Origin of the sequence: Halomonas sp. IOP_14, from assembly GCF_021021315.1 — a bacterium.
Classification (GTDB): domain Bacteria; phylum Pseudomonadota; class Gammaproteobacteria; order Pseudomonadales; family Halomonadaceae; genus Vreelandella; species Vreelandella titanicae.
In genome coordinates, this window is sequence record NZ_JAINWD010000008.1 from 88135 (window position 1) to 113286 (window position 25152).

Consider the following 25152-nt stretch of genomic DNA (forward strand, 5'->3'; position numbering starts at 1 on the left):
GATCCAGCATTTACATCTACTTCAGCCGACGCTGTTTAGCACTCAATGGCATTTACCGCTAATCCACCTTTGGATGTCTCTTTGTACTTATCCAGCATGTCCCTGCCGGTATCCCGCATGGTACGAATCACTTTATCTAACGATATAAAGTGAGTGCCATCGCCGCGTAATGCCATCTGAGCGGCATTGATCGCCTTTACCGTTGCGATGGCATTGCGCTCGATACAGGGAATCTGAACTAACCCACCCACAGGGTCACAGGTTAATCCTAAATTGTGCTCCAAGCCGATTTCGGCCGCATGCTCGACTTGTTCGGGCGTTCCCCCCATCACATCAGCCAAGCCAGCTGCTGCCATGGCACAAGCCGATCCGACCTCCCCTTGGCAGCCTACTTCGGCGCCGGAGATCGAAGCATTTTTCTTACACAGAATGCCAATGGCGCCTGCCGCCAGCAAAAAATCCACCACGTTTTTCTCACAGGCATTGGGCTGAAACTTCATATAGTAGTGCAAGACGGCGGGGATGATGCCTGCGGCGCCGTTGGTGGGCGCCGTGACCATGCGCCCCCCTGCGGCATTCTCTTCGTTAACGGCGAGGGCAAAAATATTCACCCACTCCATCGCTGAAAACGTTGAGGCGATCAGGCAATCATTCTGCTCTGCCGCTTGAAGATGCTGGTGAAGCAGCTTAGCCCTGCGCTTAACGTTTAACCCCCCCGGCAGTACCCCTTCGTGGGTTAATCCATTGTCGATGCATTCACACATCACTTGCCAGATACGCCACAGTTCGTTTCTGACCTCCTCCTCCGTCCGCCATACTTTCTCATTTTCCAGCATCAGCCGGCTGACACTTAGCTGCTCTTTTTTACATAGCGCCAAGAGCTCATCTGCCGTATCGAAGTTGTAAGGAATGGTAACGCCACCCAAATCGTCCAGCGGCATATCCACCTGGGCCTGTTCAACCACGAAGCCGCCGCCCACTGAGTAATAGGTATTTTCATACACCAAGTCGCCCTGATGCGTAAAAGCCGCCAGCTTCATGGCATTAGGGTGATGAGGCAAGCTCTCTTCATGAAAATAGAGGTCACTCTCCCAAACAAACTTCACTTCTTTTTGTCGACCAAGCTGTAATGACTGACTCTCTTTAAGCGCCTGAATGGCTGGCTCAATAATCGAGGGATCTATTGTGCTAGGGCGTTCACCCATCAATCCCATAATAATTGCGTTATCGGTGGCATGTCCGATACCCGTGGCAGATAACGAGCCATAAAGATGGACTTCAAGATGCCCTACCTCATCGAGCTGGCTGTTTTCGCGCAGGGTTGTGACATACTTAAAAGCCGCCTGCATGGGCCCGACGGTATGGGAACTGGAGGGGCCTACTCCAATCTTAAAAAGGTCGAAAACACTGATAGGCATTGGAGCACCTCTTGACGTATAAACAGGGGAAAATCAGGCGGTGCCTGACAATTTCAATAAGTTATTGACGTGATGATAAATAAAACTAATCTATCTTTTATTGATGATATTTTTATATTTATAAAATGATACCTTTAGGCACGTTTTATCAAAAATAACAAAGGGTTACGTATCGCTCTGGCAAAAGCTTAGCAACGACAGCAACCCAGTTATAAAAGCACGCTCAAACTGTTTTCGTTTATTAACAACAGCATTAGGCAAAAGCATTGGTTACCAAAAAACTAGTTGCCAAAAACGACTGTGCGCCCTGAATAAAAGAACACGCGGCGTTCTAAGTGATAGCTAATCGCTCTAGCCAGGGTGAGGCACTCGATATCACGCCCCTTGGCAACCAGATCCTCCGGGTAGTGGGTGTGATCCACAGGCTCGACACCTTGGGCAATAATCGGCCCTTCATCAAGGTCATTATTAATGTAGTGCGCCGTTGCGCCGACCAGCTTAACCCCTTTCTCATATGCCTGATGATAAGGCTTGGCGCCTTTAAAACCGGGCAGGAGCGAGTGGTGAATATTGATCGCCCGTCCGGCTAATAGTTCACACATAGAGGGGGAAAGCACTTGCATATACCTTGCTAGCACCACCAATTCAGCGTCGGTATCCGCGATGATTTCGCGTACCTGGGCCTCCTGCTGCAATTTCGTCTCGGGCGTGATCGGCAGGTAGTGGTAGGGCAAATCGTGCCATGCTGCCAATGGCTCCAGATCAGGATGATTGGAAATCACCGCTTTGATATCCAGCGGAAGCTGCCCTGTCCGATAACGGTAGAGCAGATCATTCAAGCAGTGATCGGCCTTGGAGACCATAATCACGGTGCCGGTGCGTTTGCCCGGCGCCGTCAACTCGAACTGCATATCGAATTCGCTTGCCCGCGCTGAAAAATCGGTGTGAAAGCGCTCTTCATGAAACTCATCTTGCTCTGGGCGAAACTCGGCGCGAATGAAAAAGCGCCCGCCGAGCCGATCATCGAAAGAGTTGAGTTCAGTGATGTAGCACTGCTGCTCTTTTAGAAAGCGGGTGACGACGTCCACCGTTCCCAAGCGACTAGGGCATTGGGCGGCCAGTATCCAGGTATCGCTCATTCGGCTCATAGTGCATGCTTCTCAGTTAGCGGCAGACCGTTGCGGAAGATCATAGCGGCCGGAACAGCGCTCCGGCCTGCCCGCTTATTGTTGTACGTTAATGCCGAATTCTGCCCCGGCATCCAGCAACCAGCGGTAGCAGTAGTCGGCAAAGCTGCGCCGCACCACTAACTCCCAGCGCTCTTCACTGGGACGACGAAGAATAGTGGTCGCCTTAGCGAAGACGGTAGTGACACCTTTCCCCACCGGGAAATTGCTGGGATGAACATCGTAGATCACCGTTTTCATCAACAGCTCTCGGGCTGCTTCGCCGGAAAGCTCTAATAGAGTCTGGCCGCCGCTGACGTCGCTAATCGCGAAGTGGGCACTGCCCAATTGCTCGCGCAGCTTGGTCTCCAGTGGAAACTCTTCGCCACCTGGCACGATGACCAGCCACTCGTCCGGGGAGAGCCACTGGACAGAACGTTCACCGCTGGCATCTTGTACCAACGACTGGGGTTGTCCAGGCAAGCTGATTCCCAGCACGTCGCGCACCGCCTCGTCGAGCACGATGGCACCACCCCGTAGGATCAAATGCCCAAGCATTGCCCGCTCGCGTAGCTGAAGCCGGCTTGGGCCGCCGGCCTGGGGCGCACCGCTGCGACGATAGCTATAGGCTAACGGGGATTCTACCGGGATAGCGGTATCAGTACGGGTGTCGAAAGTGGCCGCGTTAGACATGCTGGCGCTCTCCCTTGGGGTCGTAGAAAATGGTGCTGACGATTTCAGCCTCATGGGTTTGCCCATCCGCCATGGGCAGGTAAACCGTTTCACCCAACTTCTGATGGCCACCCTTAACCACCGCTAGCGCAAACCCTGAATCCAGAATCGGGCTGTAGTAGCTGGAGGTAACATGCCCCACCATGGGCATAGGAATCGCATGCTTGGGATCAAGCACGATCTGAGCGCCCTCTTCGAGGATCACCTTCGGATCCTTGGGCCGGAGCCCCACCAGCTGCTTGCGGTTCTCACGTTTGGTATCACTGCGCGTAAGGGCCCGCTTACCAATCCATGAGTAGGGCTTGTCGTAGCCAACGCACCACTGCATGCCCAGGTCTTCCGGCGTGACCGAGCCGTCGGTTTCCTGACCCACGATGATGAAGCCCTTTTCAGCGCGCAGAACGTGCATGGTTTCGGTGCCATAGGGCGTCAAGCCGTACTTCTCGCCATGCTTGAACAGGGTCTGCCACACATGCATGGCGTAGTTTGCCTGAACGTTGATCTCGAAGGTCAGCTCGCCGGTAAAGGAGATGCGAAAGACCCGTGCAGGCACCCCCGCCACTTTCCCGGATCGCCAATCCATAAACTTAAAGCTATCGCGGTCAAGATCGAGATCACTGATCTCAGCGAGCAGCTTGCGCGCTTCCGGGCCGGTGATCGTCATGGTGGCCCAGTGGTCAGTCACTGAAGAGAAGTAGACATCCAGTTCCGGCCATTCGGTCTGATGCCACAACTCCAGCCACTCGAGGATGGCCGCCGCGCCACCGGTGGTGGTGGTCATCAAAAAGTGATTTTCAGCCAGACAGCTGGTCACGCCGTCATCGGTGACCATGCCATCGTCTTTGCACATCAGGCCGTAGCGGCACTTGCCGACTGCCAGTTTCTCCCACTTGTTGGTATAAATCCGCGCCAGAAACTCACGCGCATCTGGCCCTTGAATATCGATCTTGCCAAGCGTCGAGGCATCGAGGATACCGACCTTCTCGCGCACTGCCAGACACTCACGAGCCACTGCCTCGTGCATCGTCTCGGTCTTGCCATTCACCTTCTGTGGGTAGTACCAGGGACGCTTCCACTGACCGACGTCCTCGAACTCAGCGCCGCGCTCCACGTGCCACTGGTGAAGCGCGGTGTAGCGTTCGGGATCGAACAAATCACGGCAGTGGCGACCGACGATGGCGCCGAAGGTCACCGGGGTATAGTTGGGGCGAAACACCGTGGTGCCCACCTCGGGAATGGAGCGATTCAAGCAACGGGCGGCAATCGCCATGCCGTTGATGTTGCCCAGCTTGCCCTGATCCGTACCGAAGCCCATCGCGGTATAGCGCTTGATGTGCTCGATGGACTCGAAGCCTTCCCGGGTCGCAAGCTCGATGCCCGCCGCAGTGACGTCGTTCTGCAGGTCGACGAACTGCTTGGGGCCGCGCAGCGTGGGCTTCTCGTGAGGCACCTGGAAGAGCGCCACCGCAGGCCCTTGCTGCAGACGTTCAGCGCTCGGCAGAGTGACCGTCTGAACGGCATGGCCCATGGCGGCCGCTGCCTTGATGCCCGCCTCGACACCTTCCGCCAGCACGTCACCCAGGGCATAGCAGCCGTTGGCACCGCCACACGCCTGAACGCCCTTCACCAGCCCCGGCACGAAGCCGAGAATATCGTCGCGCCAGGTAGGCCGCGCGCCGGTGTGAGACGCCAAGTGAATCACCGGGCTGTAGCCGCCGGAGCTGGCGATGGTGTCGCAGGCCAACTCCTGAACCGGGCCGCTGACTTTGAAAGCGCCAATATCAATCTTGGCGACCCGCGCTGCAGTAACCCTATTGCTGCCCTTCGCCTCGATAACGGCGCTGCCCGTAATAATCTTGATGCCCTGGCCGCGAGCGGCATCGACCCAATCGCCCGCCGGCGCCTCGCGGGCGTCCACGATAGCGACGACCTCACAGCCAGCCTCTTTCCAGTCCAGGGCAGCGCGGTAGCCGTAGTCGTTGCTGGTGGAGAGCACCAGCTTGCGGCCCGGTGCCACGCCATAGCGGCGGATGTAGGTCGACACAGCGCCAGCCAGCAGGTTGCCCGGCACGTCATTGCCCGCGTAGACCAGCGGACGCTCGTGGGCGCCCGTGGACAGGATCACCTGACCAGCGCGTACCCGGTGCAGGCGTGCGCGTACCTGACGGTGGCCATTTTCCACCGGTGCCGTATCGCCCAGGTGTTCAGTGCGCCGCTCATGTAGGGTAACGAAATTGTGATCGTGATAGCCGTTGGCCGTAGTACGCGGCAGCAGCGTGACGTTCTCGCAGCTCGCCAACTCGTCCAGCACCCGGGCCACCCACTGATCCGCCGGCTTGCCTTCTAGGGTTTCGCGGCTGGCCAGCAGCGAGCCGCCCATCTCTTCCTGCTCATCGGCCACCATCACCCGAGCGCCGCTGCGCGCGGCGGCCAGCGCTGCCGCCAGACCCGCGGCGCCTGCGCCGACGACCAGCACATCGCAGTGCTGATTGAAGTGATCATAGTTATCCGGATCGGCTTCCATGGGGCTGCGACCCAGCCCCGCCGCCTTGCGGATGTACTTCTCGTAGGTCAGCCACATCGAGGCCGGCGCCATGAAGGTCTTGTAGTAGAACCCCGGTGGCATAAACTGCCCGCCCAGCTTGCCGAACAGGCCCATCAGGTCGCGCTGTACGTTCGGCCAGCCATTGGTGCTGCTGGCGGCCAAGCCTTCATATAGCGCCTGCTGGGTGGCGCGTACATTGGGCACCTGGGCCGCTTCACTGCTGCCTAGCTGCACAATGGCATTGGGCTCCTCGGCGCCCGCAGCGACAATGCCGCGGGGCCGAGAGTATTTGAAGCTGCGGTTAACGATATCCACACCGTTAGCTAGCAGCGCCGAAGCCAGGGTATCCCCGGGGTGCCCTTGATAACGCTGGCCGTTAAAGGTAAAGCTCAACGTGCGGGAGCGATCGATACGGCCGCCCGTGTTAAGGCGGTACACTTGTTGCTTGGACTGGCTCATGCCCGCACTCCTTCTTGTTGGCTTACCGCAGCGCCCTCGCGAGCCTGGCTTTGGCTGTCGGCAGTAATCGACGGCTGCTCGCCCATTTTGTAAGTTTCGAGAATCTCGTAGCTCACGGTGTGGCGCGTCACGTTGAAAAACTTGCGGCAACCCACCGCATGCACCCACATTTCATGGTGAACGCCACGGGGGTTGTCACGGAAGAACAGGTAATCCCCCCACTCTTCGTCACTACACGCCTCGGGCTCCTTGGGGCGCTCGATATGCGCCTGGCCCTTGGGGTGGAATTCCTCTTCCTCACGGTGTTCGCCGCAGTAGGGGCAGTAGATATAGAACATGCGAATACTCCTCTCGTATGAACCCTAGTGGGCAACACCGGCAGCGCCGTGTTCGTCGATCAGTGCGCCGCTATGGAAGCGGAACATGGAGAACGGCTCGGCGATGGGGTGCATTTCCCCCTTGGCCAGGCTGGCAGCGAATACATGCCCCGACCCTGGTGTGGCTTTGAAGCCGCCGGTACCCCAACCGCAGTTGAAGTACAGACCCTTCACCGGCGTTTTCGAGATAATCGGACAGGCATCCGGGCAGGTATCGACGATACCGCCCCACTGACGGTTCATGCGTACCCGAGAGAAGATCGGGAACATTTCAACGATCGCCTGGAGCGTGTGCTCCACGGTGGGATAACTGCCGCGTTGACCATAGCCGTTATAGCCGTCGATGCCCGCGCCGATCACCAGGTCGCCCTTGTCGGACTGGCTGATGTAGCCATGCACCTGGTTCGACATCACCACCGTATCGAGAATAGGCTTGATCGGCTCAGAGACTAAGGCTTGCAGCGGATGGGACTCCAACGGCAAGTTAAAGCCGCCCATCTTGGCCAGCACGGAGGAGTTACCGGCAGTCACACAGCCGACGGTTTTGGCTTCAATATCGCCACGGTTGGTGTGTACACCGTAGATCTGGCCATCACGAATCTTGAAGCCGGTGACTTCGGTCTGCTGGAGAATATCCACGCCGTGGGCATCGGCACCGCGGGCATAGCCCCAGGCCACGGCATCGTGGCGGGCCACCCCCGCGCGCGGCTGCCAGGAGGCACCCATTACCGGGTAACGCGCGTTTTTGGAGCAGTCCATAATCGGCACTAGCTCCTGCACTCCTTTGGCGTCTAAAACTTCACCGTCGATACCGTTCAGCCGATTGGCATTCACCCGACGCTGGATATCGCGCATGTCCTGCAGGGTATGCCCCAGGTTGAGCACCCCCCGTTGGGAGAACATGACGTTGTAGTTAAGGTCTTGGGAAAGCCCTTCCCACAGTTTCATGGCGTGTTCGTAAAGCGCAGCGGATTCGTCCCATAAGTAGTTGGAACGCACAATGGTGGTATTACGGGCGGTATTACCACCGCCCAGCCAGCCTTTCTCAATCACCGCCACGTTCTTGACGCCGAACTCTTTCGCCAAGTAGTAGGCCGTGGCCAAGCCGTGACCGCCACCACCGACGATGATTACATCGTACTGCTTCTTGGGTGTGGGGTTGCGCCACTGGCGCTCCCAGTTCTCGTGGTGGCTCAGCGCGTGCTTGACCAGGCCGAAGCCGGAATAGCGTTGCATAGTGGTCTCCTCAGTTCAGCCGCGCCGGGCCCTGCCGGCAAGCCGATTCAAGCAATGGATTCGACGGCTTCAGCGGCGGACTCAGCGTAGACAGGGTGCTGGGCACACACGTCGGTCACTTTGGCCTGCACCTCGGCTTCAATGGAAGCCGTGTCTTTGCCTGCAGCCAATTCGTCCAAGATGTCGCAGATCCAGCCAGCCAGCTCGCTACACTCCTCAGCATCGAAGCCGCGCGTGGTGACCGCTGGGGTGCCAATACGCAGGCCAGACGTCACAAAGGGGCTTTGTGGGTCGTTGGGCACCGTGTTTTTATTCACCGTAATATGCGCGCGGCCAAGTGCAGCATCCGCATCTTTACCGGTAATGCCCTGGCGGATAAGCGAAACCAAAAAGAGGTGGTCGTCGGTACCGCCGGACACCACATCGTAGCCGCGCTCCATAAACACTTTGGCCATGGCCTGGGCGTTATCGATCACCTGCTGCTGGTAGCGCACAAACTCCTGGTTCATGGCCTCCTTGAACGCTACCGCTTTGGCAGCAATAACATGCATCAGCGGGCCGCCCTGCTGCCCCGGAAATACCGCCCCATTGAGCTTCTTGTACAGAGCCTCGTCGCCATGGGCGGAGAGAATCAAACCACCCCGCGGGCCACGCAGCGTTTTATGGGTGGTGGTGGTGACCACATGAGCGAAGGGAAGCGGGCTTGGATAGAGGCCAGCGGCCACTAAGCCAGCGACGTGGGCCATATCGACCATCAACCAGGCGCCTACCTCATCGGCAATAGCGCGAAAACGTCGCCAGTCCACCACACGAGAGTAAGCGGAGAAGCCCGCGATGATCATCTTCGGTTGGTGCTCGCGAGCTAAGCGCTCGACTTCTTCGTAATCGATCTCGCCGGTTTCCGGCTTGAGGCCATACTGCACGGCGTTGTAATGCTTACCCGAAAAGTTGGGTGCAGCACCATGGGTTAAGTGGCCGCCGTGGGCCAGACTCATACCCAATACCGTATCGCCCGGCGATACCAGTGCCATAAACACAGCGGCATTGGCCTGGGCCCCGGAGTGCGGCTGCACATTGGCATAATTGGCACTAAAAAGGTGGCAAGCCCGCTCAATGGCCAAGGCTTCAACCTTGTCAACGAACTCACAGCCACCGTAGTAACGGCGACCTGGATAGCCTTCTGCATACTTGTTGGTCAGCTGTGTACCTTGCGCTTCCATGACAAGTTTGCTGGTATAATTTTCGGAGGCGATTAATTCAATATGCGCTTCTTGGCGAACCGTTTCTTCAGCAATTGCTTCAGCAAGCAACGTGTCGTAACTGGCCAAACGTGCATTGGGGGAAAAATTATTCTGAAGCATTACCGCCTCCTCATTAGTCACTTTTTTATTAAGTGCTGGATATACTCTTTAATGCTGATAAACCCCGGCCGCTAACCAAAGTCCCTATCAACGCGTTCTTACCGCGATACTATCGTTGGAGTCCGGGCCCAAGATGCTTGCCGACGTCACCACGCGATGTATTTGCGACATCGGCAAGATTTAGCCAATAACACGGCTGACGCCGCCCAAAAAGCAAAGCGCCCTAGACGGGAAGTAACCGTTTAGGGCGCTTAAAACTAGGCAGCAAGGTGCTTGCCGGGGCTAAAAATCGACGATTAAATCCCCCTTCGGCCGACTGCAGCACGACAGGATATAGCCTTCTTCGACATCCTCATCGGTAATGCCGCCGTTATGCTCCATTTCCACTTCTCCCGACTTGAGCTCCACTCGGCAAGTACCGCAAATCCCCATGCCACAAGCTTTGGGGATATGCAGACCCAGCTTGGCCGCCGCCGCATGAACCGTCTCCCCCGGCTGAATACGCACACTTTTCCCTGAAGAGGCAAACTCGATACTAAACAAGTCGCTGGTGTCGACATTTTCGGCATCGACCTCTGCCTGTTCGGCCAGCTCAAGGACATCTTCACGTACCTCAACCGGCGTAGCGCCAAACGACTCCTCATGGTAGTGATCCATGTTGAAGTTGTTGGCACGAAGAATATTTTTGATGGCGTTCATGTAAGGGGTCGGGCCGCAGCAGAATATCTCCCGCTCCATAAAGTCCGGCACAATGAGTTCGAACAGCGGCTGGGTAAGGTAGCCACGGTAGCCGGCCCAGGCCTCGCCGATATCCTCTTTGTTCTCGCAAATAATATGCAGCTTGAACTCGGGAATACGCGAAAACATATGCACCAGCTCGCGGTGATAAATCACATCACGGGGGGCTCTAGCGCTGTGTATGAACTCAACGTCAACAGCGGCGTTGGTATCAAAAAGCCAGCGTGTCATGGACATCAAAGGGGTAATGCCCACACCGCCCGAGAGAAACAGCACTTTTTCGGCAGGGAAATCGATAGAGTTAAAATTACCTACCGGCCCGTGCACCACCAGCTCGTCGCCCACCTTCAGATTGGCGTGTAGCCAATTAGATACTTTACCGCCCGGCACTTGTTTAACGGTGATGGAAAAGCTGTAAGGGATGGAGGGAGAGCTGGAAATGGTATAGGAGCGCATGATCGGCTGATTATCAATTTCAAGCTCGAGGGTCACGAACTGACCGGGCTTGAAGAAGAACAGTACAGGCTGCTCGGCCATGAAGCAGAACGTGCGCACATCCTGGGTTTCTTGAATCACCTTGACGCAACGCACCTGGTGGCGGCCGTTGGTCCAGGTTTGGGTCGTGACCGGATTGAAAAAATTAGTTGTCATTGTCGCCTCTGCCTGACCAGCCTTCATCACCATGCATCGCCGAACCGTATTTGCGATACGGTCAGCACCTTTGAGCTGCATTTTGGGGACGCGCCTGCCGACCGACTTACCTGACAGCGACTCGCACTTACCTCGTGCCACTCTTTATCGCTTAGAAACCTCTTTTTTCGTCGCCACTACGCCATCTAATGTCGCGGGCAGACAATTGGCAGGCCAGCGCCTGCAACACAATCGGAGCCTGACGTCAGGCCACATTTGAATCAAACGCCAGGTTACGCAACAGAACAACAAGATACGCAATATTGACTATCGGCCGATTCGCAGCCCTTGAGGGGGGAGCGGAGGTTTACGAGGATACTGGTAATGGAAAAAAATGTTTCTAATCGGATGGATGATCCACTCGCTGCAGCTCGTGACTCAACGGTTCAGATGCTGCAAGAAAGAGGACGTACCTTTTCGCTTCCACAGCCGTTTTACAACGATGCCCGCCTGTTCGCGCTTGATATGCAGGAGGTCTTCGAAAAGGAATGGCTGTTTGCCGGCATGACATGCGAGATCCCTACCAAGGGCAACTTCATGACATTGGATATTGGTAATAATCCCATCGTCATCGTGCGCGGCAGTGAAGGCGCTATTCATGCGTTTCACAATGTTTGCCGCCACCGCGGTTCGCGCCTTTGTGTAAAGGATAAGGGTAAAGTTGCAAAGCTCGTCTGTCCGTATCACCAGTGGACCTATGAACTTGATGGCCGCTTGTTGTTTGCCGGTAGCGATATGGGCACTAACTTCAATCTCGATCAATTTGGCCTCAAACCGGTCAACGTGCATACAGCCGGAGGCTTCATCTTTATCAACCTGAGCGATGAACCGCCTGCGATTGATGATTTTCTGCAAACGCTTGAGCATTACCTTGAGCCGTACCAAATGGACAACGTCAAGGTTGCCGTCGAGTCCAGTATCGTCGAGCAAGCCAACTGGAAGCTCGTCATCGAAAACAACCGCGAGTGCTATCACTGCAACGGCGCTCATCCTGAGCTGCTGAACTCATTGCAAGAGTTTGATGACACCGAGGATCCGCGTGCAACGCCTGCCTATAAGGAACTGGTGGCATGCAAACAAGCAGATTGGGATGAGGAACAAGTTCCCTATCAGTTGAAGCGCCTTGGCAAACGCAATCGACTGACCCGCACGCCGCTGCTGGATGGCATTGTCTCCATGACAATGGACGGTAAACCCGGCTGTAAGAAACTAATGGGCCGATTAACAAGCCCTGATATGGGCTCACTGCGCATTCTGCATCTGCCCAATTCATGGAATCACTTCATGGGCGATCACGCGGTGGTATTTCGCGTGCTACCGCTTGGCCCGCAGCAAACCGTGGTGACCACTAAGTGGCTGGTTCATAAAGATGCCGTGGAAGGCGTTGACTACGACCCCGAGCAGCTCCGCCGAGTATGGGATGCGACCAACGACCAGGATCGCCAACTCGCCGAAGAGAACCAGCGTGGCATTAACTCCAAGGCTTACCAACCCGGCCCTTACTCCGAGACCTATGAGTTCGGCGTTATCGACTTTATCGACTGGTACGCCGCCCGCATGCTCGAGAACCTAGGATATGATGCGCCGACGTTACACTTAGCCCAAGGTTAAAACTTGAAGGATCAAGGCAGCGACGTTTACCGTCACTAGGACTTAGCCAGAGTAGCTGACAACGTGTACACATAAGAGACACCTGTGTACACTTTGCCACACTACTCCTAGACTATTCTTAGAGACCTGCTCAATGCCATCCACCGATATTCCCGCTGCCAAGGGTTCTCAAGACGTCTGGCTTGATGCGGCGTTTGAGCTACTACTGGAATCAGGCGTCGATAGCGTGCGCATTCTTTCCCTGGCCAAGCGACTAAAGCTTTCTCGAACCAGTTTCTACTGGTTCTTCAAGGATCGCGAGGCACTGCTGGAGGCACTGATCGCACGCTGGCGTGAAAAGAATACCCAAGGACTAGTACATCAAACCGAAGCCTATGCCGAGAATATCGTCGAGGCGATGCTCAATGTCTTCGACTGCTGGCTGGATCCTAAACTGTTCGACTCCCCACTAGAGTTCGCCATGCGCAGTTGGGCGCTACAGTCAGCGTCAGTAGTGAGTGAAATCGATGCAGCTGATGCCACCCGTATCGAAGCACTGGCGCGAATGTTCCAGCGCTACGGCTATGATCCGCTGGCGGCCAACGTTCGTGGCCGCACCATATATCTAACCCAGATCGGCTATATCTCGATGAAGACCCAGGAACCGCTCGAGGTGCGCATGCAGCGCATCCCCGCCTATGTCGAAATCTTCACCGGCCAGCCGCCTGGGTCCAGGGAATTGCAACGCTTCCATGCCCGCCATGGTTATTATTCTCCAACCGGTACTTACTAGCCCACAGCAAGCCTGATCGGCTAACACCACCTACCTCCCAGCCGTGCCAGCGGTTAAACATGTTCGCCTCGAAATGTACATCATTGAACATTTAATTGACAACAATGAACATTAGCGCCTAGATTTATTAAATACACAATAAAATAGAGCGCTACCCATGGTTAACGATCCGCTGCTGCAGCCCTTCCAGCTCAAGCATCTCACCCTGAAAAACAGGCTTATGATGACAGCCCATGAGCCCGCTTACCCTGAGGATGGGATGCCCAAGGCACTCTACCGGGCCTATCACGTCGAGCGCGCCAAGGCAGGCCTTGGTCTGACCATGACTGCCGGATCCGCGGCGGTAGCCAAGGACAGCCCACCCGTGTTCAACAACATTCTCGCCTATAAGGATGAAGTAGTGCCCTGGATGCGTGAGCTGACCGACGCCTGTCACGAGCACGGCACCGCAGTGATGATCCAGCTCACCCACCTGGGCCGGCGCACCCGTTGGGATAAGGGCGACTGGCTGCCAGCGGTGTCGCCTTCGCATCGTCGTGAGGCGTCCCACCGCGCTTTTCCCAAGCAGGTAGAGGATTGGGATATTGAGCGCCTGATCCGTGACTACGCCGATGCCGCCGAGCGTATGCACGCCGCCGGTCTCGATGGCATCGAGCTACAGGCCTATGGTCACCTGATGGATCAGTTCTGGTCGCCGCTGACCAATACCCTTGAGGAACCTTATGGCGGCGATCTCGATAACCGACTACGTTTCACCTTCGACGTGCTGCGCGCTATTCGCCAGCGGGTGGGTGAAGCGTTTATCGTAGGCGTGCGCTACACCGGCGACGAGATGCTGCCGGGCGGGCTGACCTCCGGCGATGGGATGGAGATATCGCGACGCTTGAAGAGTAGCGGCTTGGTCGACTTCCTCAACGTGGTTCGCGGCCACATCGACACCGATGCAGGGCTCACCGACGTGATTCCCATCCAGGGCATGCCCAGCGCCCCGCACCTGGATTTTGCCGGCGAAATACGTCGCGAGATCGACTTCCCCACCTTCCATGGCGCCAAAATCCAGGATGTCGCCACTGCCCGTTATGCCATCGCCTCAGGCAAGGTCGACATGATCGGCATGACCCGTGCCCACATGGCCGACCCGCACATCGTGCGCAAGATCGCCGAAGGGCGGGAGGAAGAGATCCGCCCCTGCGTTGGCGCCAACTACTGCCTTGATCGCATCTATCAAGGCGGTGCCGCCTACTGCATCCATAACGCCGCCACCGGGCGCGAAACCACCATGCCCCACACCATTCCCAAGGCGGCACAGCAACGGCGAGTCGTGATTATCGGCGCAGGGCCAGCAGGGTTGGAAGCCGCTCGTGTTGCCGGTGAGCGTGGCCATTCGGTGGTGGTGTTCGAAGCCGCCAGCGATGCTGGAGGGCAGATACGTCTCACGGCGCAGAGTGAGCGACGTCGCGAGATGCTGGGCATCATCGATTGGCGCCTGGCGCGCTGCGAAGCACTCGGCGTCGAGATCCGCTACAACGTCTGGGCCGAAGCCGAGGACGTGCTCACCGAAAAACCCGATGTGGTGATCGTAGCCACCGGCGGCTATCCCTTGGAAGATCAGCCCGCGATGGGTAGCGACTTAGTCGTCAACACCTGGGACATTCTGTCTGGGCACGTGCCGCCGGGCAAACGGGTATTGCTGTTCGACGATGCAGGCGACCATGCAGCCCTGCAGGCGGCTGAGATCATTGCCGCCGCGGGGGCCGAGCTCGAGATTATGACGCCGGATCGCACCTTCTCCGCAGAGATTATGGCCATGAACCTGGTGCCCTACATGCGTTCCCTGCAGCGTGCCAACGTCACCTTCACGCCGACTTACCGGCTGAAGTCCGTGCAGCGCGACGGCAGTGAACTGCTCGCCGAAATCACCAGCGATTATGCCATTCATGGCCAGCAGGATATGGATCATGAGCGGCGTATCGACCAAGTGGTCGTCAACTACGGCATCACACCGATGGCCGATGTCTATTTCGAGCTAAAACCGCACGCCAGCAACCGCGGCGAGGTGAATTACGATGACCTGATCGTGGGCGCCCCCCAGAGCGTGACTAGCAACCCGGATGGCCGCTTCCAGCTCTTTCGGATCGGCGATGCCGTCGAGTCTCGGAACACCCACGCGGCCATCTACGACGCGCTCAGGTTGGTTAAAGACCTTTAATACAAGCGCCGATCCACTATCTATATAGTTCCACCATCAGCGGGCAACTTTCCGGCAGAGGCAAGGCTGCAGGCCGCATATTTGAACTCCGGAATCTTGCCATAAGGATCCAACGCCGGGTTGGTCAACAGGTTGGCCGCCGCTTCTCCGTAGCAGAAGGGTACGAAGACCATACCCTCTGGCATGCCCGGATCCGTCCTCACTTTGAGGGTGATGGCTCCTCGCCGGGTGGTGATCGTCAGGTCATCGCCTGGCACCATCCCAAGCCGGATAAGCTCAGCGGGCGCCAAGCTCGCCACGGCTTCCGGCTCCAGATCATCGAGCACTTTGGCACGGCGGGTCATGGAACCCGTATGCCAGTGCTCTAATTGGCGCCCGGTAGTCAGTACCGTTGGGTAGTCGTTATCTACCGGCTCATCAGGTGGTAGCGGGCGCGTTGGCGCGAACTTCGCCCGGCCGCTGACAGTGGGGAAGGCATCACTGAAGACTACGTCTTGCCCCGGCGCGTCCTCTGCTGGGCAGGGATAGGTCACCGACTGCTCGCGCTCCAGACGCTCCCAGGAGATATGGTCGAGTGAGGGCATGCCTTGCTTCATCTCGGCGAAGACGTCCCGCGGATGCTGGTAATCCCAGTCCAGGCCAAAGCGTTTGGCGATTTCCTGGATAATCCACCAGTCCGGCTTGGCCTGGCCCGGTAGCGGCAACGCCGCACGCCCCATCTGCACCTGCCGATTGGTGTTGGTGACGGTGCCGTTTTTCTCAGGCCAGGCGGAGGCAGGCAGGATGACATCGGCAAACTGGGCAGTCTCAGTGACAAACAGATCCTGTACCACCAGATGTTCCAGCTTGGCCAGTGCGGCCCGGGCATGGGCCAGATCCGGGTCGGACATCGCCGGGTTTTCGCCCTGGATATACATGCCGCGAATGGTGCCCGCGGTGATAGCGTCCATAATTTCCACCACGGTGAGACCCGGCGTGGGATCCAGTTTGGTATTCCACAGTTCTTCGAACGCCGCACGAACCTGATCATCATTGACCGGCTGGTAGTCGGGCATGACCATGGGAATCAGCCCGGCATCAGAAGCCCCCTGAACGTTGTTCTGCCCCCGCAAAGGATGCAGGCCGGTGCCAGGGCGACCGGTCTGGCCGCAGGCCAACGCCAGCGAAATCAGGCACCGGGCGTTATCGGTACCGTGGGTGTGCTGGGAAATGCCCATGCCCCAGAAAATCATTGCCCGCTCGGCGTTGGCATAGAGCCTAGCCACCTCGCGAATGGTCTCGGGCTCAACGCCGCACAGGCCGCTCATCGCTTCGGGGGTCATGTCGACGGTATGAATTTTCAGGGCCTCGAAGCCCTCGGTATGCTCGGCGATATAAGCCGTATCATAAAGTTCTTCACTGATGACCACATTCAGCATGGCATTAAAGAGGGCCACGTCGGCGCCCGGTGAAAAGCGCACGCTCAGGTGGGCGTAGGCATCCAGCGACTGACCACGGGGGTCGATTATCACTATCTTGGTACCGCGCTTGGCGGCCTGTTTAAAGAAGGTGGCCGCCACCGGATGGTTTACCGCGGGATTACAGCCGGTAAGAATCACCACGTCGGCCTGGCTGGCCTGCATAAAGGAGGCGGTTACCGAGCCTGAACCAATACACTCCATGAGTGCCGCCACTGAGCTTGCGTGGCACAAGCGGGTACAGTGATCCACATGGTTGGAGCCAAAGCCGGTACGCACCAACTTCTGGAACAGCCACGCCTCTTCGTTGGAACACTTGGCGCTGCCGAACCCCGCCAGGGCATCAGGGCCATGGGCCGCTTTAAGGTTCACAAGCCCGCCGGCGGCAGCCTCCAGGGCTTCATCCCAGCTCGCCTCGCGGAAATGCGTCAGAGGTTTGGCGGGGTCGAAGTCCGGGTCGATTCCCTTTGCGACACCCTCGCGACGAATCAGCGGGGTAACAAGCCGGGATGGATGGCGCGGATAGTCATAGCCGAAGCGCCCTTTAACACATAGCCGGTTCTCGTTAGAGGGGCCGTCGCGCCCCTCCACATAAAGGATCTCATCGTCCTTGATATGGTAGGTGAGCTGGCAACCCACCCCGCAGTAGGGGCACACCGAGTCGACCTTACGGTCGGTGACGGCAGAATCGCCGTGGCCCGCCTGATCGACCAGGGTAGCGGGCATCAGGGCGCCGGTGGGGCAGGCTTGAACGCACTCGCCGCAGGCCACGCAGGTGCTATCGCCCATGGGGTCGTCGAAATCAAACACGATCTTGGATGCCGCCCCACGATGAGCCAGACCGATAACGTCGTTGACCTGTACTTCGCGACAGGCACGCACACACAGGTTGCACTCGATGCAGGCGTCAAGATTGACGCGCATGGCGGAGTGGCTGCTGTCCTGCGCCAAACTATCCGTCCGGGAAGCCACATGATGCACGGTGGGCATCTCGCGCTCTTCGCGCCTGGGCAGCTTACGGCGCACCGCCGTGGCATCAATGGCCAGCTGGTCAGCCATGGCCCAGAAATGGCTTGAGCTGTCGGGGCTCTCTTCCCGCTCAGGCTGGTCGACCAGCAGCATTTCCATGACCATCTTGCGGGCCGTGTGCGCGCGTTCAGAGTTGGCGCTCTTGACCACCATACCGGGGGCTGCTTCGCGCAGACAGCTGGCGGCCAGCGTCCGCTCGCCCTCGATTTCCACCATACAGGCGCGGCAGTTGCCGTCGGCGCGGTAGCCGCTGGCGTCCTTGAAACACAGGTGGGGAATGGTCTCGCCGGCGCGTTTGGCCACCTGCCAGAGGCTTTCACCTGGCTGGGCACTCACCTCAACACCATCCAGCGTCAGGGTAAAGCTTGTGACTGGGTTTTGTTCGCTCATGCTCATGTTCATCCCCCTACCCCTTGACGATTACGTTCTGGGCGGCCAGCTCGCCGCGAAAATCCTTGAGCAGCCCCAGCACCGGGTTAGGTGCCGCCTGACCAAGCCCACAAATGGAGGCATCTATCATCACCTGGGAGAGCTGCGTCATCAGCCCGGCATCCCATTCGTTGCGCTCGAGCAGCGTGAGCATTTTTTCCGTGCCCACCCGGCAGGGCGTGCATTGGCCACAGGACTCATCGGCAAAGAAGGCCAATAGGTTGGTAGCCACCCCGCGCAGATCGTCCTGATCGGAAAGTACGATCACCGCTGCGGAACCGATAAAACAGCCGTGCTCCTGAAGGGTGTCGAAATCGAGGGGAATATCGGCCTTGGCAGCGGGCAGAATGCCGCCGGAGGCGCCGCCAGGCAGGTAGGCCGCCAAGCGGTGGCCGTCGGCCATGCCGTCGCAATACTCGTCAATTAATTCCTGAAGGGTTATCCCCGCGGGCGCCAAATACACACCGGGCTGCTTGACCCGACCCGAGACAGAGAAACTGCGTAACCCTACGCGGCCATGGCGACCCTGGCTGGAGAAAGCCTCAGCGCCTCGCTGCCAGATCATGGGGATCCAGTAGACGGTCTCGACGTTATTGACCAGCGTCGGCCGATCAAAGAGCCCCTTCTGAGCCACAAACGGTGGGCGGTGCCTGGGTTTGCCCGGTTTGCCTTCCAAAGATTCGATCATCGCCGACTCTTCGCCGCAGATATAGGCGCCCGCGCCGCGGCGCAGCACAATGTAACCCGGTGCCACCAGGCCAGCAGCCTCAAGCTCGCCAATCGCCTCGCGCACCACGCTATGTAACGCTGGGTACTCATCGCGAAGATAGATATACAGCGCCTCGGCGTCTACCGCCCAGGCACTGACCAAGGCCCCTTCAAGAAACTGGTGGGGCGAGCGCTCCAGGTAGTAGCGATCCTTGAAGGTACCGGGCTCGCCTTCGTCGGCGTTGATAGCGCAGTACCGGGGGCCGGCCTCCTGGCGCACGAAAGTCCATTTTTTGAAGGTAGGGAAACCCGCGCCACCCAAGCCACGCAGATTGGCCTGCTGCATCGCCTCCATGAGCGCTTCTACTGTAACGCTGCCGTCGTGACAGGCCTGGAGCAACGCCATACCGCCCTCGCGGCGATAGTTGTCCAATCGCTGCCAGTCGACGGGATCGGGGTGAAAGTGGCCCTTTTCGATCACCGACGCGATCCGCGCCTGGGTGGCGAACGGCACATGGTGGTGGCCTACTTCGACTACCGGCGCCGTGTCGCAGCGTCCCATGCAGGGCGCCCGCAGCACCCGTACCTGCTCAATATCCACGTTCGCTTCAAGCTGTGCCTTAAGCGCCTCAGCACCGGCCAACTGGCAGGTGAGGGAATCGCAAACGCGAATGGTGACTGCTGGCGGCGGCAGTTGATCGTCGTGGATGACGTCAAAGTGGGCATAGAAAGTGGCCGTTTCGTAAACGGCCGCCATGGGCAGGTTCATGTAAGCAGCCAGGGCACGCAAATCCGCCAGCAGTAGATGGCCCCGGGTGTCCTGAATGTTGTGTAAATGTTCAATGAGTAGGTCGCGGCGGCGCAGCGTGGCGTTCTGGCGTTCGTCACCCAGCAGTTCACGCAACCCCTCAAGAAGACTGGGATCGAGATCACGGCCGCGGGGCTTGCCGCGGAAGCGGCGCTTGGGGGTCACGGTCTGGACGGTCATGGGGTACTCATTATTATCTTGATCGGTTTTATACCGGATGAACAAAAACGGCACCCCGCGGGGCGCCGTCTAGGGTCGCACTAACCTGCCTTCAGGCAGGGATCAGGTCTTGTTGCTCAGTACTTCTTAAATAAGCTATTAAGCTACGCTGCCATGGGGGTCAATAACGAATTTCTTAGCAGCGCCGCCATCGAAGTCGGCGTAGCCCTGGGGTGCCTGATCCAGAGTGATCATCTGGACATTCACCGCATCGGCAATATTGACCTTGCCAAACAGAATAGCCTGCATCAGTGGTCGATGGTACTTCATCACCGGGCACTGTCCAGTATGGAAACTGTGAGACTTGGCCCAACCAAGACCAAAGCGCATGCTCAGAGCCCCCTGCTTGGCGGCCTCGTCCTCCGCACCCGGGTCTTCGGTCACATAGAGGCCCGGAATACCGATCTGACCACCTGCACGGGTCAACGACATCGCCGAATTCAGCACGGTCGCGGGCGCTTCTTTGCCGTGATTGCAGCCACAGGCGTGAGCTTCGAAGCCGACACAGTCGACAAAGGCATCGACCTCACGCTCGCCGAGGATCACCTCGATCTTGTCGGCCATGTCGCCGTCCTGGGTCAGGTCGATGGTCTCGCAACCAAAGCTGCGTGCCTGGGCAAGACGCTCTTCGACCATATCGCCAACGATCACGCAGGCCGCCCCCAGCAACTGAGCGGAAACCGCGGCCGCCAGACCTACGGGCCCAGCACCGGCAATATAGACAGTGCTGCCAGGGCCGACACCGGCAGTAACGCAGCCGTGGAACCCAGTGGGGAAGATATCGGAGAGCAGGGTCAGATCCTTGATCTTCTCCATGGCCTGATCGGCATCCGGGAACTTCAGCAGGTTAAAGTCGGCATAGGGAACCATGACATATTCTGTCTGGCCGCCGACCCAGCCGCCCATATCCACGTAGCCGTAAGCGGCGCCAGGACGGGCTGGATTGACGTTGAGGCAGATACCGGTGCGGCCTTCTTTACAGTTGCGGCAGCGACCACAGGCAATGTTGAACGGCACAGAAACCAGGTCGCCGGGCTGAATAAATTCGACGTCGCGACCGCACTCGACGACCAGGCCGGTGATTTCGTGACCAAGCACCAGGCCCGATGGTGCGGTGGTGCGGCCGCGTACCATATGCTGGTCGCTGCCACAGATGTTGGTAGTAACTACCTTGAGAATCACGCCGTGATCGCACTTGCGATTGCCGATGGCGAGTTCAGGATAGGCAATGGACTCAACGGCGACCTCTCCCGGCCCCTTGTAGACCACTCCGCGGTTGGCTGCATTCATGGCTGGCTCCTGTGGCTTATTGTTCTGTTCATGATGGTTGATTGCGCTATCCCACCCTATCCCCTCCGCGCCTGGAGACTTACCCCAAAAAGGCACTCACGTATCTATTCAAGACATCCTAACCAAGATGGATAGATAGAGGTCGCTTTCACGACACTCCTCCTTTGCAACAGGCTCAACAATTCCTAGGGTTTGCACGAAAAGTCGCTGAGCGAAGGCCAGACTAGGCAAAAATCGGCGAAAAAACGGAGTTTACGGAGTGTAAATGAGTATTTTGAGCCGACTTTTAACAACGTATGGGCGAGCGCAAGCAGTTTTCGTACAAAGCCTAGAGTCGGCGATGTGATGCATACCCGACGTCTAATAAGAGCCACCAAGGAAACCCAATGAAAAACAACGACGACCCGGTTCTGTCGCCTGGACAGGACAATACCCAGATATTGGGGTTGGACTTTCATAACCCCGTTTTTCCGCTTTCTGCTCTAGCCATCCTACTGTTTATTATCTACGCGCTGGTCTATCCAGATGCTGCTAATACTCACTTAGGGCTTGCCAAAAACTGGTCGATCGAACACTTCGACTGGCTGTTTATGATTGCTGGCAATATTTTTGTGGTGTTTTGCCTTGTACTGATCTGCCTGCCACTCGGGCGGATTCGGCTAGGCGGCAAGGATGCAAAACCGGAATACTCGCGCACCTCCTGGTTCGCCATGCTGTTTGCGGCGGGCATGGGCATCGGTCTGATGTTCTGGAGCGTTGCTGAGCCCGTAGCCTACTACACCGACTGGTATGGGACGCCCTTGAATGCACCGGCGGGGACGCCGGAGGGCGCCAGCGCCGCCATGGGGGCGACGATGTTCCACTGGGGACTGCACCCCTGGGCCATTTATGGCGTGGTGGCACTCTCGCTGGCATTCTTTTCCTATAACAAGGGCTTGCCGCTGACGCTGCGCTCCGCTTTCTACCCCATCTTAGGCGAGCGAACGCGTGGCTGGGCAGGTCATATCATCGATATTCTTGCCGTGCTGGCCACCATCTTTGGCTTGGCTACCTCACTTGGGTTTGGCGCTACCCAGGCAGCTGGCGGCCTCGCCTATCTGTTCGATGTTCCTAATACCATCGGTACCCAGCTGGCAATTATCGTGGTAGTCACGGTAATTGCGCTGATCTCGGTATGGCGGGGTATCGACGGTGGCGTTAAGCTGTTCTCGAATATCAACATGGTCATCGCGGCGGTGCTGCTGCTGTTTGTGATTGTGGCGGGGCCGACACTGATGATTCTGACGGGGATTGGCACCACGGCGCTGGACTACGTGAGCCACCTACTGCCGTTGTCGAACTGGATTGGCCGCGATGATGACACTTGGTACCACGGCTGGACCGTCTTCTATTGGGCTTGGTGGATCTCCTGGTCTCCGTTCGTCGGCATGTTCATCGCTCGTGTATCGCGGGGTCGCACGGTTCGTGAGTTCCTGATCGCCGTACTGCTGATACCCACGCTGGTCACACTGGTCTGGATGAGCGCCTTTGGCGGCACGGCACTTTTCCAGGCTGCAAACGGCGTAGGAGAACTGGCTAACGGCATTGGCGACGTTTCGCTTGCCATGTTCCATATGCTGGAACAGCTCCCCCTGACCAGCATCACGTCAACGCTGGCGATTATTCTGGTGCTGGTGTTCTTTATTACCTCGTCAGACTCCGGCTCGCTAGTCATCGACAATATCACCGCAGGTGGCAAGACCGATGCCCCCAAGGGTCAGCGGGTATTCTGGGCAACGCTTGAAGGCGTGATTGCCGGCGTGCTGCTGTATGGCGGCGGAAGCACCGCACTTAGCGCACTGCAGGCGGGCGCAGTGGCTACGGGGCTGCCCTTTACGTTGGTTCTCTTGCTGATGTGTTTCAGCCTCTACAAAGGGCTTCACAAGGAGTGGCAGCAGATCAACGCGGTGCCAAAAATCGCCAGTTAACCAAATCAAGCATCTGTTGCTTTCGGGGGCGCCATTGCCATGGCGCCCCTTTTGGTTTGCGGATATTGTGTCGTGATTCCGGCACTGGATGCCGCTAATGGCAATGAGCAAGCAGGCTAAGCGCTGCACCATAGCTAAACAACATCAACAACTCCACGGCTATTTCAATGATCTACACCATCGCAATACTGCTGAGTCTGGTCGGCTATTTTGTTATCGGGCATCTGGCTGGGCGGCGCGTCAAGGGCCTGGATGACTATCTGGTCGCCGGTCGCAATGCGCCCACCTTCTTTATCCTGGGCACGCTGGTGGCCAGCTACTTAAGCACCAGCGCCTTTCTCGGCGAGACGGGTTTTGCCTATCAGGGCTATCCGTTTGTCATGTTGATCTTTGCGGCGGTGAGCACCTCAGGCTGCCTGCTGGGCGCGCTGGTGTTCGGCCGCTACCTGCGCCGCAGCGGGGCGCGTACCGTGCCGGAGTTTTTCGGCAAACGCTTTGCCTCGCGTCGGGTGCAGGCCATTGCCGGACTCACCACGATCATCGGTCTGGGCGCTTACCTGCTGGGCGTAATGCAGGGCGCGGGCATCATGTTTTCGGAATTGACCGGCATGCCCTACTGGGTGGGCCTCGTGCTGGTGTGGGCGACCTATACCGGTTTCATCCTCTACTCCGGCTCACCGGGGGTCATGCTGACCGACACCATCATGTTTGTGATCTTCTCGCTGGCGGCGGTAGGTGGGTCGCTCTACGTGATCCAGGATTTGGGCGGCTGGAGCGGGGTCGTTGAAGGCCTGTTAAGCCAGACCGACAAGCCCGGCATCGCGCTGTGGCATGGGGTGATCGAAGGGCCGGAGGCCAGCTTCTCCTCCCCCGGCGAGGCGCTGATCTGGGGCCTGACGCTGGGCCTAGTCTGGGCGGCGGTGCTGGCGGCGAGCCCCTGGCAATCCAGCCGCTACCTGATGGCCCGCAACGAGCATGTCGTGATGCGCTCGGCCATGCTGACCGCCGTGGCACTTGCCGTTTTCTACGCTCTAATGATGATGACTGGCGCGGCGATCAACCTTTATGACCCGCAGCTCGACCCTGAACGCTCCATGATATGGGTGGCCCTCAACGTGCTGCCTACCTGGCTTGGGGTGGTCATTCTCACTGGCGTGTTCGCCGCTGGGCTCTCGTCCTGCTCGACGTTTCTGTCGATCATTGGCTTTAGCCTCTCCAACGATATCCTGCCCGCCTCAACCGACGAGAAATCAGCCATGCGCAAAAGCCGTATGGCGGTGCTCGGCGCGGGCCTGATAGCACTGCTGCTCGCGCTATTCCAACCACCGGCGGTGATGTCGGTGGTGTGGTTTGCTGCCACCCTGTTTGCCTCCTCCTGGGGTCCGGTTGCATTAATGAGCATCTGGAGTCGGCGGATCACCGCCGCGGGCGCTAGCTGGGGCTTGGCCGTAGGCTTTGTCGGCAATGTCGCTCTCTCGTTGATGGTGCAGGCCGAGTGGCTCAGTCTGCCCGTTTATCTGCACCCGGTGCTGCTGAGTACGCTGATGGCGCTGGCGGCGATCGTCTTGGCATCAAAAATGACACTCGTGAGTCAGGCCGAGACAGCGTACCGAGCTTTCCTGCATGAGTTTGATACCAGCGCGGTAAGCGGTTGGGTATCTGGCACCCGTTGGATCGCGATATGCACCATGCTCTCTGGGGCCGCCATCGGGCTGTTTTTGTGGCAACAGTACGCGGCGACGTTAGCCGGATTTGCCGAGCGCTTCGCGCTCTCATCCGGTGCGGTTCAAGGAGCTTACCTGCTGGCGATAGGTTGCGGCAGCATGCTGTTTATCGCCGGGGCCGTAGGCTACTGGCTGGTTCGTCCTCATCAGCAAGCCGCCACGGCGAGCACGGTCATGGCGGACAATCGTTAAGCGCCGAGACCCAAC

General features: G+C 58.0%; 16 protein-coding genes. 5 read left to right on the forward strand and 11 right to left on the reverse strand.

The genetic code is table 11. The features are described 5' to 3' along the window. Positions 1–35: 35 nt before the first annotated feature. The 8 genes from K7H09_RS08610 to K7H09_RS08645 all read right to left on the reverse strand — a co-directional run bounded on the left by K7H09_RS08610 (position 36) and on the right by K7H09_RS08645 (position 10683). Positions 36–1418, reverse strand: coding sequence for an L-serine ammonia-lyase (locus K7H09_RS08610; RefSeq protein ID WP_230804413.1), 1383 nt, complete (start codon positions 1416–1418; stop codon positions 36–38). 281 nt (positions 1419–1699) lie between these two features. Next, positions 1700–2566, reverse strand: a complete 867-nt coding sequence (gene purU, locus K7H09_RS08615) for a formyltetrahydrofolate deformylase (RefSeq protein ID WP_022521486.1) — start codon at positions 2564–2566, stop codon at positions 1700–1702. Between the two features lie 75 nt (positions 2567–2641). After that, entirely contained in the window at positions 2642–3277 is a 636-nt protein-coding gene (locus K7H09_RS08620) for a sarcosine oxidase subunit gamma (RefSeq protein ID WP_230804415.1), read from the reverse strand. Then, positions 3270–6320, reverse strand: a complete 3051-nt coding sequence (locus K7H09_RS08625; RefSeq protein WP_230804417.1) for a sarcosine oxidase subunit alpha family protein — start codon at positions 6318–6320, stop codon at positions 3270–3272. Before K7H09_RS08625 ends, K7H09_RS08620 begins: the two co-directional genes overlap by 8 nt. Continuing rightward, positions 6317–6658, reverse strand: a complete 342-nt coding sequence (locus tag K7H09_RS08630) for a sarcosine oxidase subunit delta (RefSeq protein ID WP_022521483.1) — start codon at positions 6656–6658, stop codon at positions 6317–6319. The genes K7H09_RS08625 and K7H09_RS08630 overlap by 4 nt, the downstream gene beginning before the upstream one ends. A gap of 24 nt (positions 6659–6682) precedes the next feature. Next, positions 6683–7933 (reverse strand): sarcosine oxidase subunit beta family protein, encoded by a 1251-nt coding sequence (locus tag K7H09_RS08635; RefSeq protein ID WP_009286043.1) that lies wholly within the window; start codon positions 7931–7933, stop codon positions 6683–6685. Between the two features lie 47 nt (positions 7934–7980). After that, on the reverse strand, positions 7981–9294 hold the full coding sequence (gene glyA, locus K7H09_RS08640; protein WP_230804419.1) for a serine hydroxymethyltransferase: 1314 nt from the start codon (positions 9292–9294) through the stop codon (positions 7981–7983). Positions 9295–9576: 282 nt separating this feature from the next. After that, positions 9577–10683 (reverse strand): hybrid-cluster NAD(P)-dependent oxidoreductase, encoded by a 1107-nt coding sequence (locus K7H09_RS08645; protein ID WP_027958316.1) that lies wholly within the window; start codon positions 10681–10683, stop codon positions 9577–9579. A 363-nt stretch (positions 10684–11046) separates the two neighbouring features. On the opposite strand from K7H09_RS08645, the gene K7H09_RS08650 reads away from it, so the two are divergent. From K7H09_RS08650 to K7H09_RS08660, 3 genes are all read left to right on the forward strand, one after another. After that, positions 11047–12333, forward strand: a complete 1287-nt coding sequence (locus tag K7H09_RS08650) for an aromatic ring-hydroxylating oxygenase subunit alpha (RefSeq protein WP_141440495.1) — start codon at positions 11047–11049, stop codon at positions 12331–12333. 133 nt (positions 12334–12466) lie between these two features. Then, complete coding sequence (locus K7H09_RS08655; protein ID WP_027958318.1) at positions 12467–13105, forward strand: TetR/AcrR family transcriptional regulator; 639 nt, start codon at positions 12467–12469, stop codon at positions 13103–13105. Between the two features lie 157 nt (positions 13106–13262). Then, complete coding sequence (locus tag K7H09_RS08660; protein ID WP_230804421.1) at positions 13263–15314, forward strand: NADH:flavin oxidoreductase; 2052 nt, start codon at positions 13263–13265, stop codon at positions 15312–15314. A gap of 20 nt (positions 15315–15334) precedes the next feature. On the opposite strand, the gene fdhF is transcribed toward K7H09_RS08660, so the two are convergent. From fdhF to fdhA, 3 genes are all read right to left on the reverse strand, one after another. Continuing rightward, positions 15335–18190: a formate dehydrogenase subunit alpha gene (gene fdhF / locus K7H09_RS08665; RefSeq protein WP_230804423.1), complete on the reverse strand. Its 2856-nt coding sequence runs from the start codon at positions 18188–18190 to the stop codon at positions 15335–15337. Between the two features lie 16 nt (positions 18191–18206). Beyond that, on the reverse strand, positions 18207–19925 hold the full coding sequence (locus tag K7H09_RS08670; RefSeq protein WP_230804425.1) for an NAD(P)H-dependent oxidoreductase subunit E: 1719 nt from the start codon (positions 19923–19925) through the stop codon (positions 18207–18209). A 138-nt stretch (positions 19926–20063) separates the two neighbouring features. Further along, the gene (gene fdhA, locus K7H09_RS08675; protein WP_039857462.1) at positions 20064–21254 is read right to left on the reverse strand and encodes a formaldehyde dehydrogenase, glutathione-independent; all 1191 of its coding nucleotides are present in this window, start codon (positions 21252–21254) and stop codon (positions 20064–20066) included. Between the two features lie 386 nt (positions 21255–21640). Here fdhA and K7H09_RS08680 point away from each other — a divergent pair, with 386 nt between their 5' ends. Both K7H09_RS08680 and K7H09_RS08685 read left to right on the forward strand, forming a co-directional pair. Further along, entirely contained in the window at positions 21641–23221 is a 1581-nt protein-coding gene (locus tag K7H09_RS08680) for a BCCT family transporter (protein ID WP_141440491.1), read from the forward strand. 167 nt (positions 23222–23388) lie between these two features. Further along, positions 23389–25137: a sodium:solute symporter family protein gene (locus K7H09_RS08685; RefSeq protein ID WP_141440490.1), complete on the forward strand. Its 1749-nt coding sequence runs from the start codon at positions 23389–23391 to the stop codon at positions 25135–25137. Positions 25138–25152: the final 15 nt, after the last annotated feature.

Bases quoted from the DNA above. Each gene is read 5' to 3' on its own strand.
- K7H09_RS08610 (WP_230804413.1), bottom strand. From the start codon at position 1,418: ATGCCTATCAGTGTTTTCGACCTTTTTAAGATTGGAGTAGGCCCCTCC.
- purU (WP_022521486.1), bottom strand. From the start codon at position 2,566: ATGAGCCGAATGAGCGATACCTGGATACTGGCCGCCCAATGCCCTAGT.
- K7H09_RS08620 (WP_230804415.1), bottom strand. From the start codon at position 3,277: ATGTCTAACGCGGCCACTTTCGACACCCGTACTGATACCGCTATCCCG.
- K7H09_RS08625 (WP_230804417.1), bottom strand. From the start codon at position 6,320: ATGAGCCAGTCCAAGCAACAAGTGTACCGCCTTAACACGGGCGGCCGT.
- K7H09_RS08630 (WP_022521483.1), bottom strand. From the start codon at position 6,658: ATGTTCTATATCTACTGCCCCTACTGCGGCGAACACCGTGAGGAAGAG.
- K7H09_RS08635 (WP_009286043.1), bottom strand. From the start codon at position 7,933: ATGCAACGCTATTCCGGCTTCGGCCTGGTCAAGCACGCGCTGAGCCAC.
- glyA (WP_230804419.1), bottom strand. From the start codon at position 9,294: ATGCTTCAGAATAATTTTTCCCCCAATGCACGTTTGGCCAGTTACGAC.
- K7H09_RS08645 (WP_027958316.1), bottom strand. From the start codon at position 10,683: ATGACAACTAATTTTTTCAATCCGGTCACGACCCAAACCTGGACCAAC.
- K7H09_RS08650 (WP_141440495.1), top strand. From the start codon at position 11,047: ATGGAAAAAAATGTTTCTAATCGGATGGATGATCCACTCGCTGCAGCT.
- K7H09_RS08655 (WP_027958318.1), top strand. From the start codon at position 12,467: ATGCCATCCACCGATATTCCCGCTGCCAAGGGTTCTCAAGACGTCTGG.
- K7H09_RS08660 (WP_230804421.1), top strand. From the start codon at position 13,263: ATGGTTAACGATCCGCTGCTGCAGCCCTTCCAGCTCAAGCATCTCACC.
- fdhF (WP_230804423.1), bottom strand. From the start codon at position 18,190: ATGAGCGAACAAAACCCAGTCACAAGCTTTACCCTGACGCTGGATGGT.
- K7H09_RS08670 (WP_230804425.1), bottom strand. From the start codon at position 19,925: ATGACCGTCCAGACCGTGACCCCCAAGCGCCGCTTCCGCGGCAAGCCC.
- fdhA (WP_039857462.1), bottom strand. From the start codon at position 21,254: ATGAATGCAGCCAACCGCGGAGTGGTCTACAAGGGGCCGGGAGAGGTC.
- K7H09_RS08680 (WP_141440491.1), top strand. From the start codon at position 21,641: ATGAAAAACAACGACGACCCGGTTCTGTCGCCTGGACAGGACAATACC.
- K7H09_RS08685 (WP_141440490.1), top strand. From the start codon at position 23,389: ATGATCTACACCATCGCAATACTGCTGAGTCTGGTCGGCTATTTTGTT.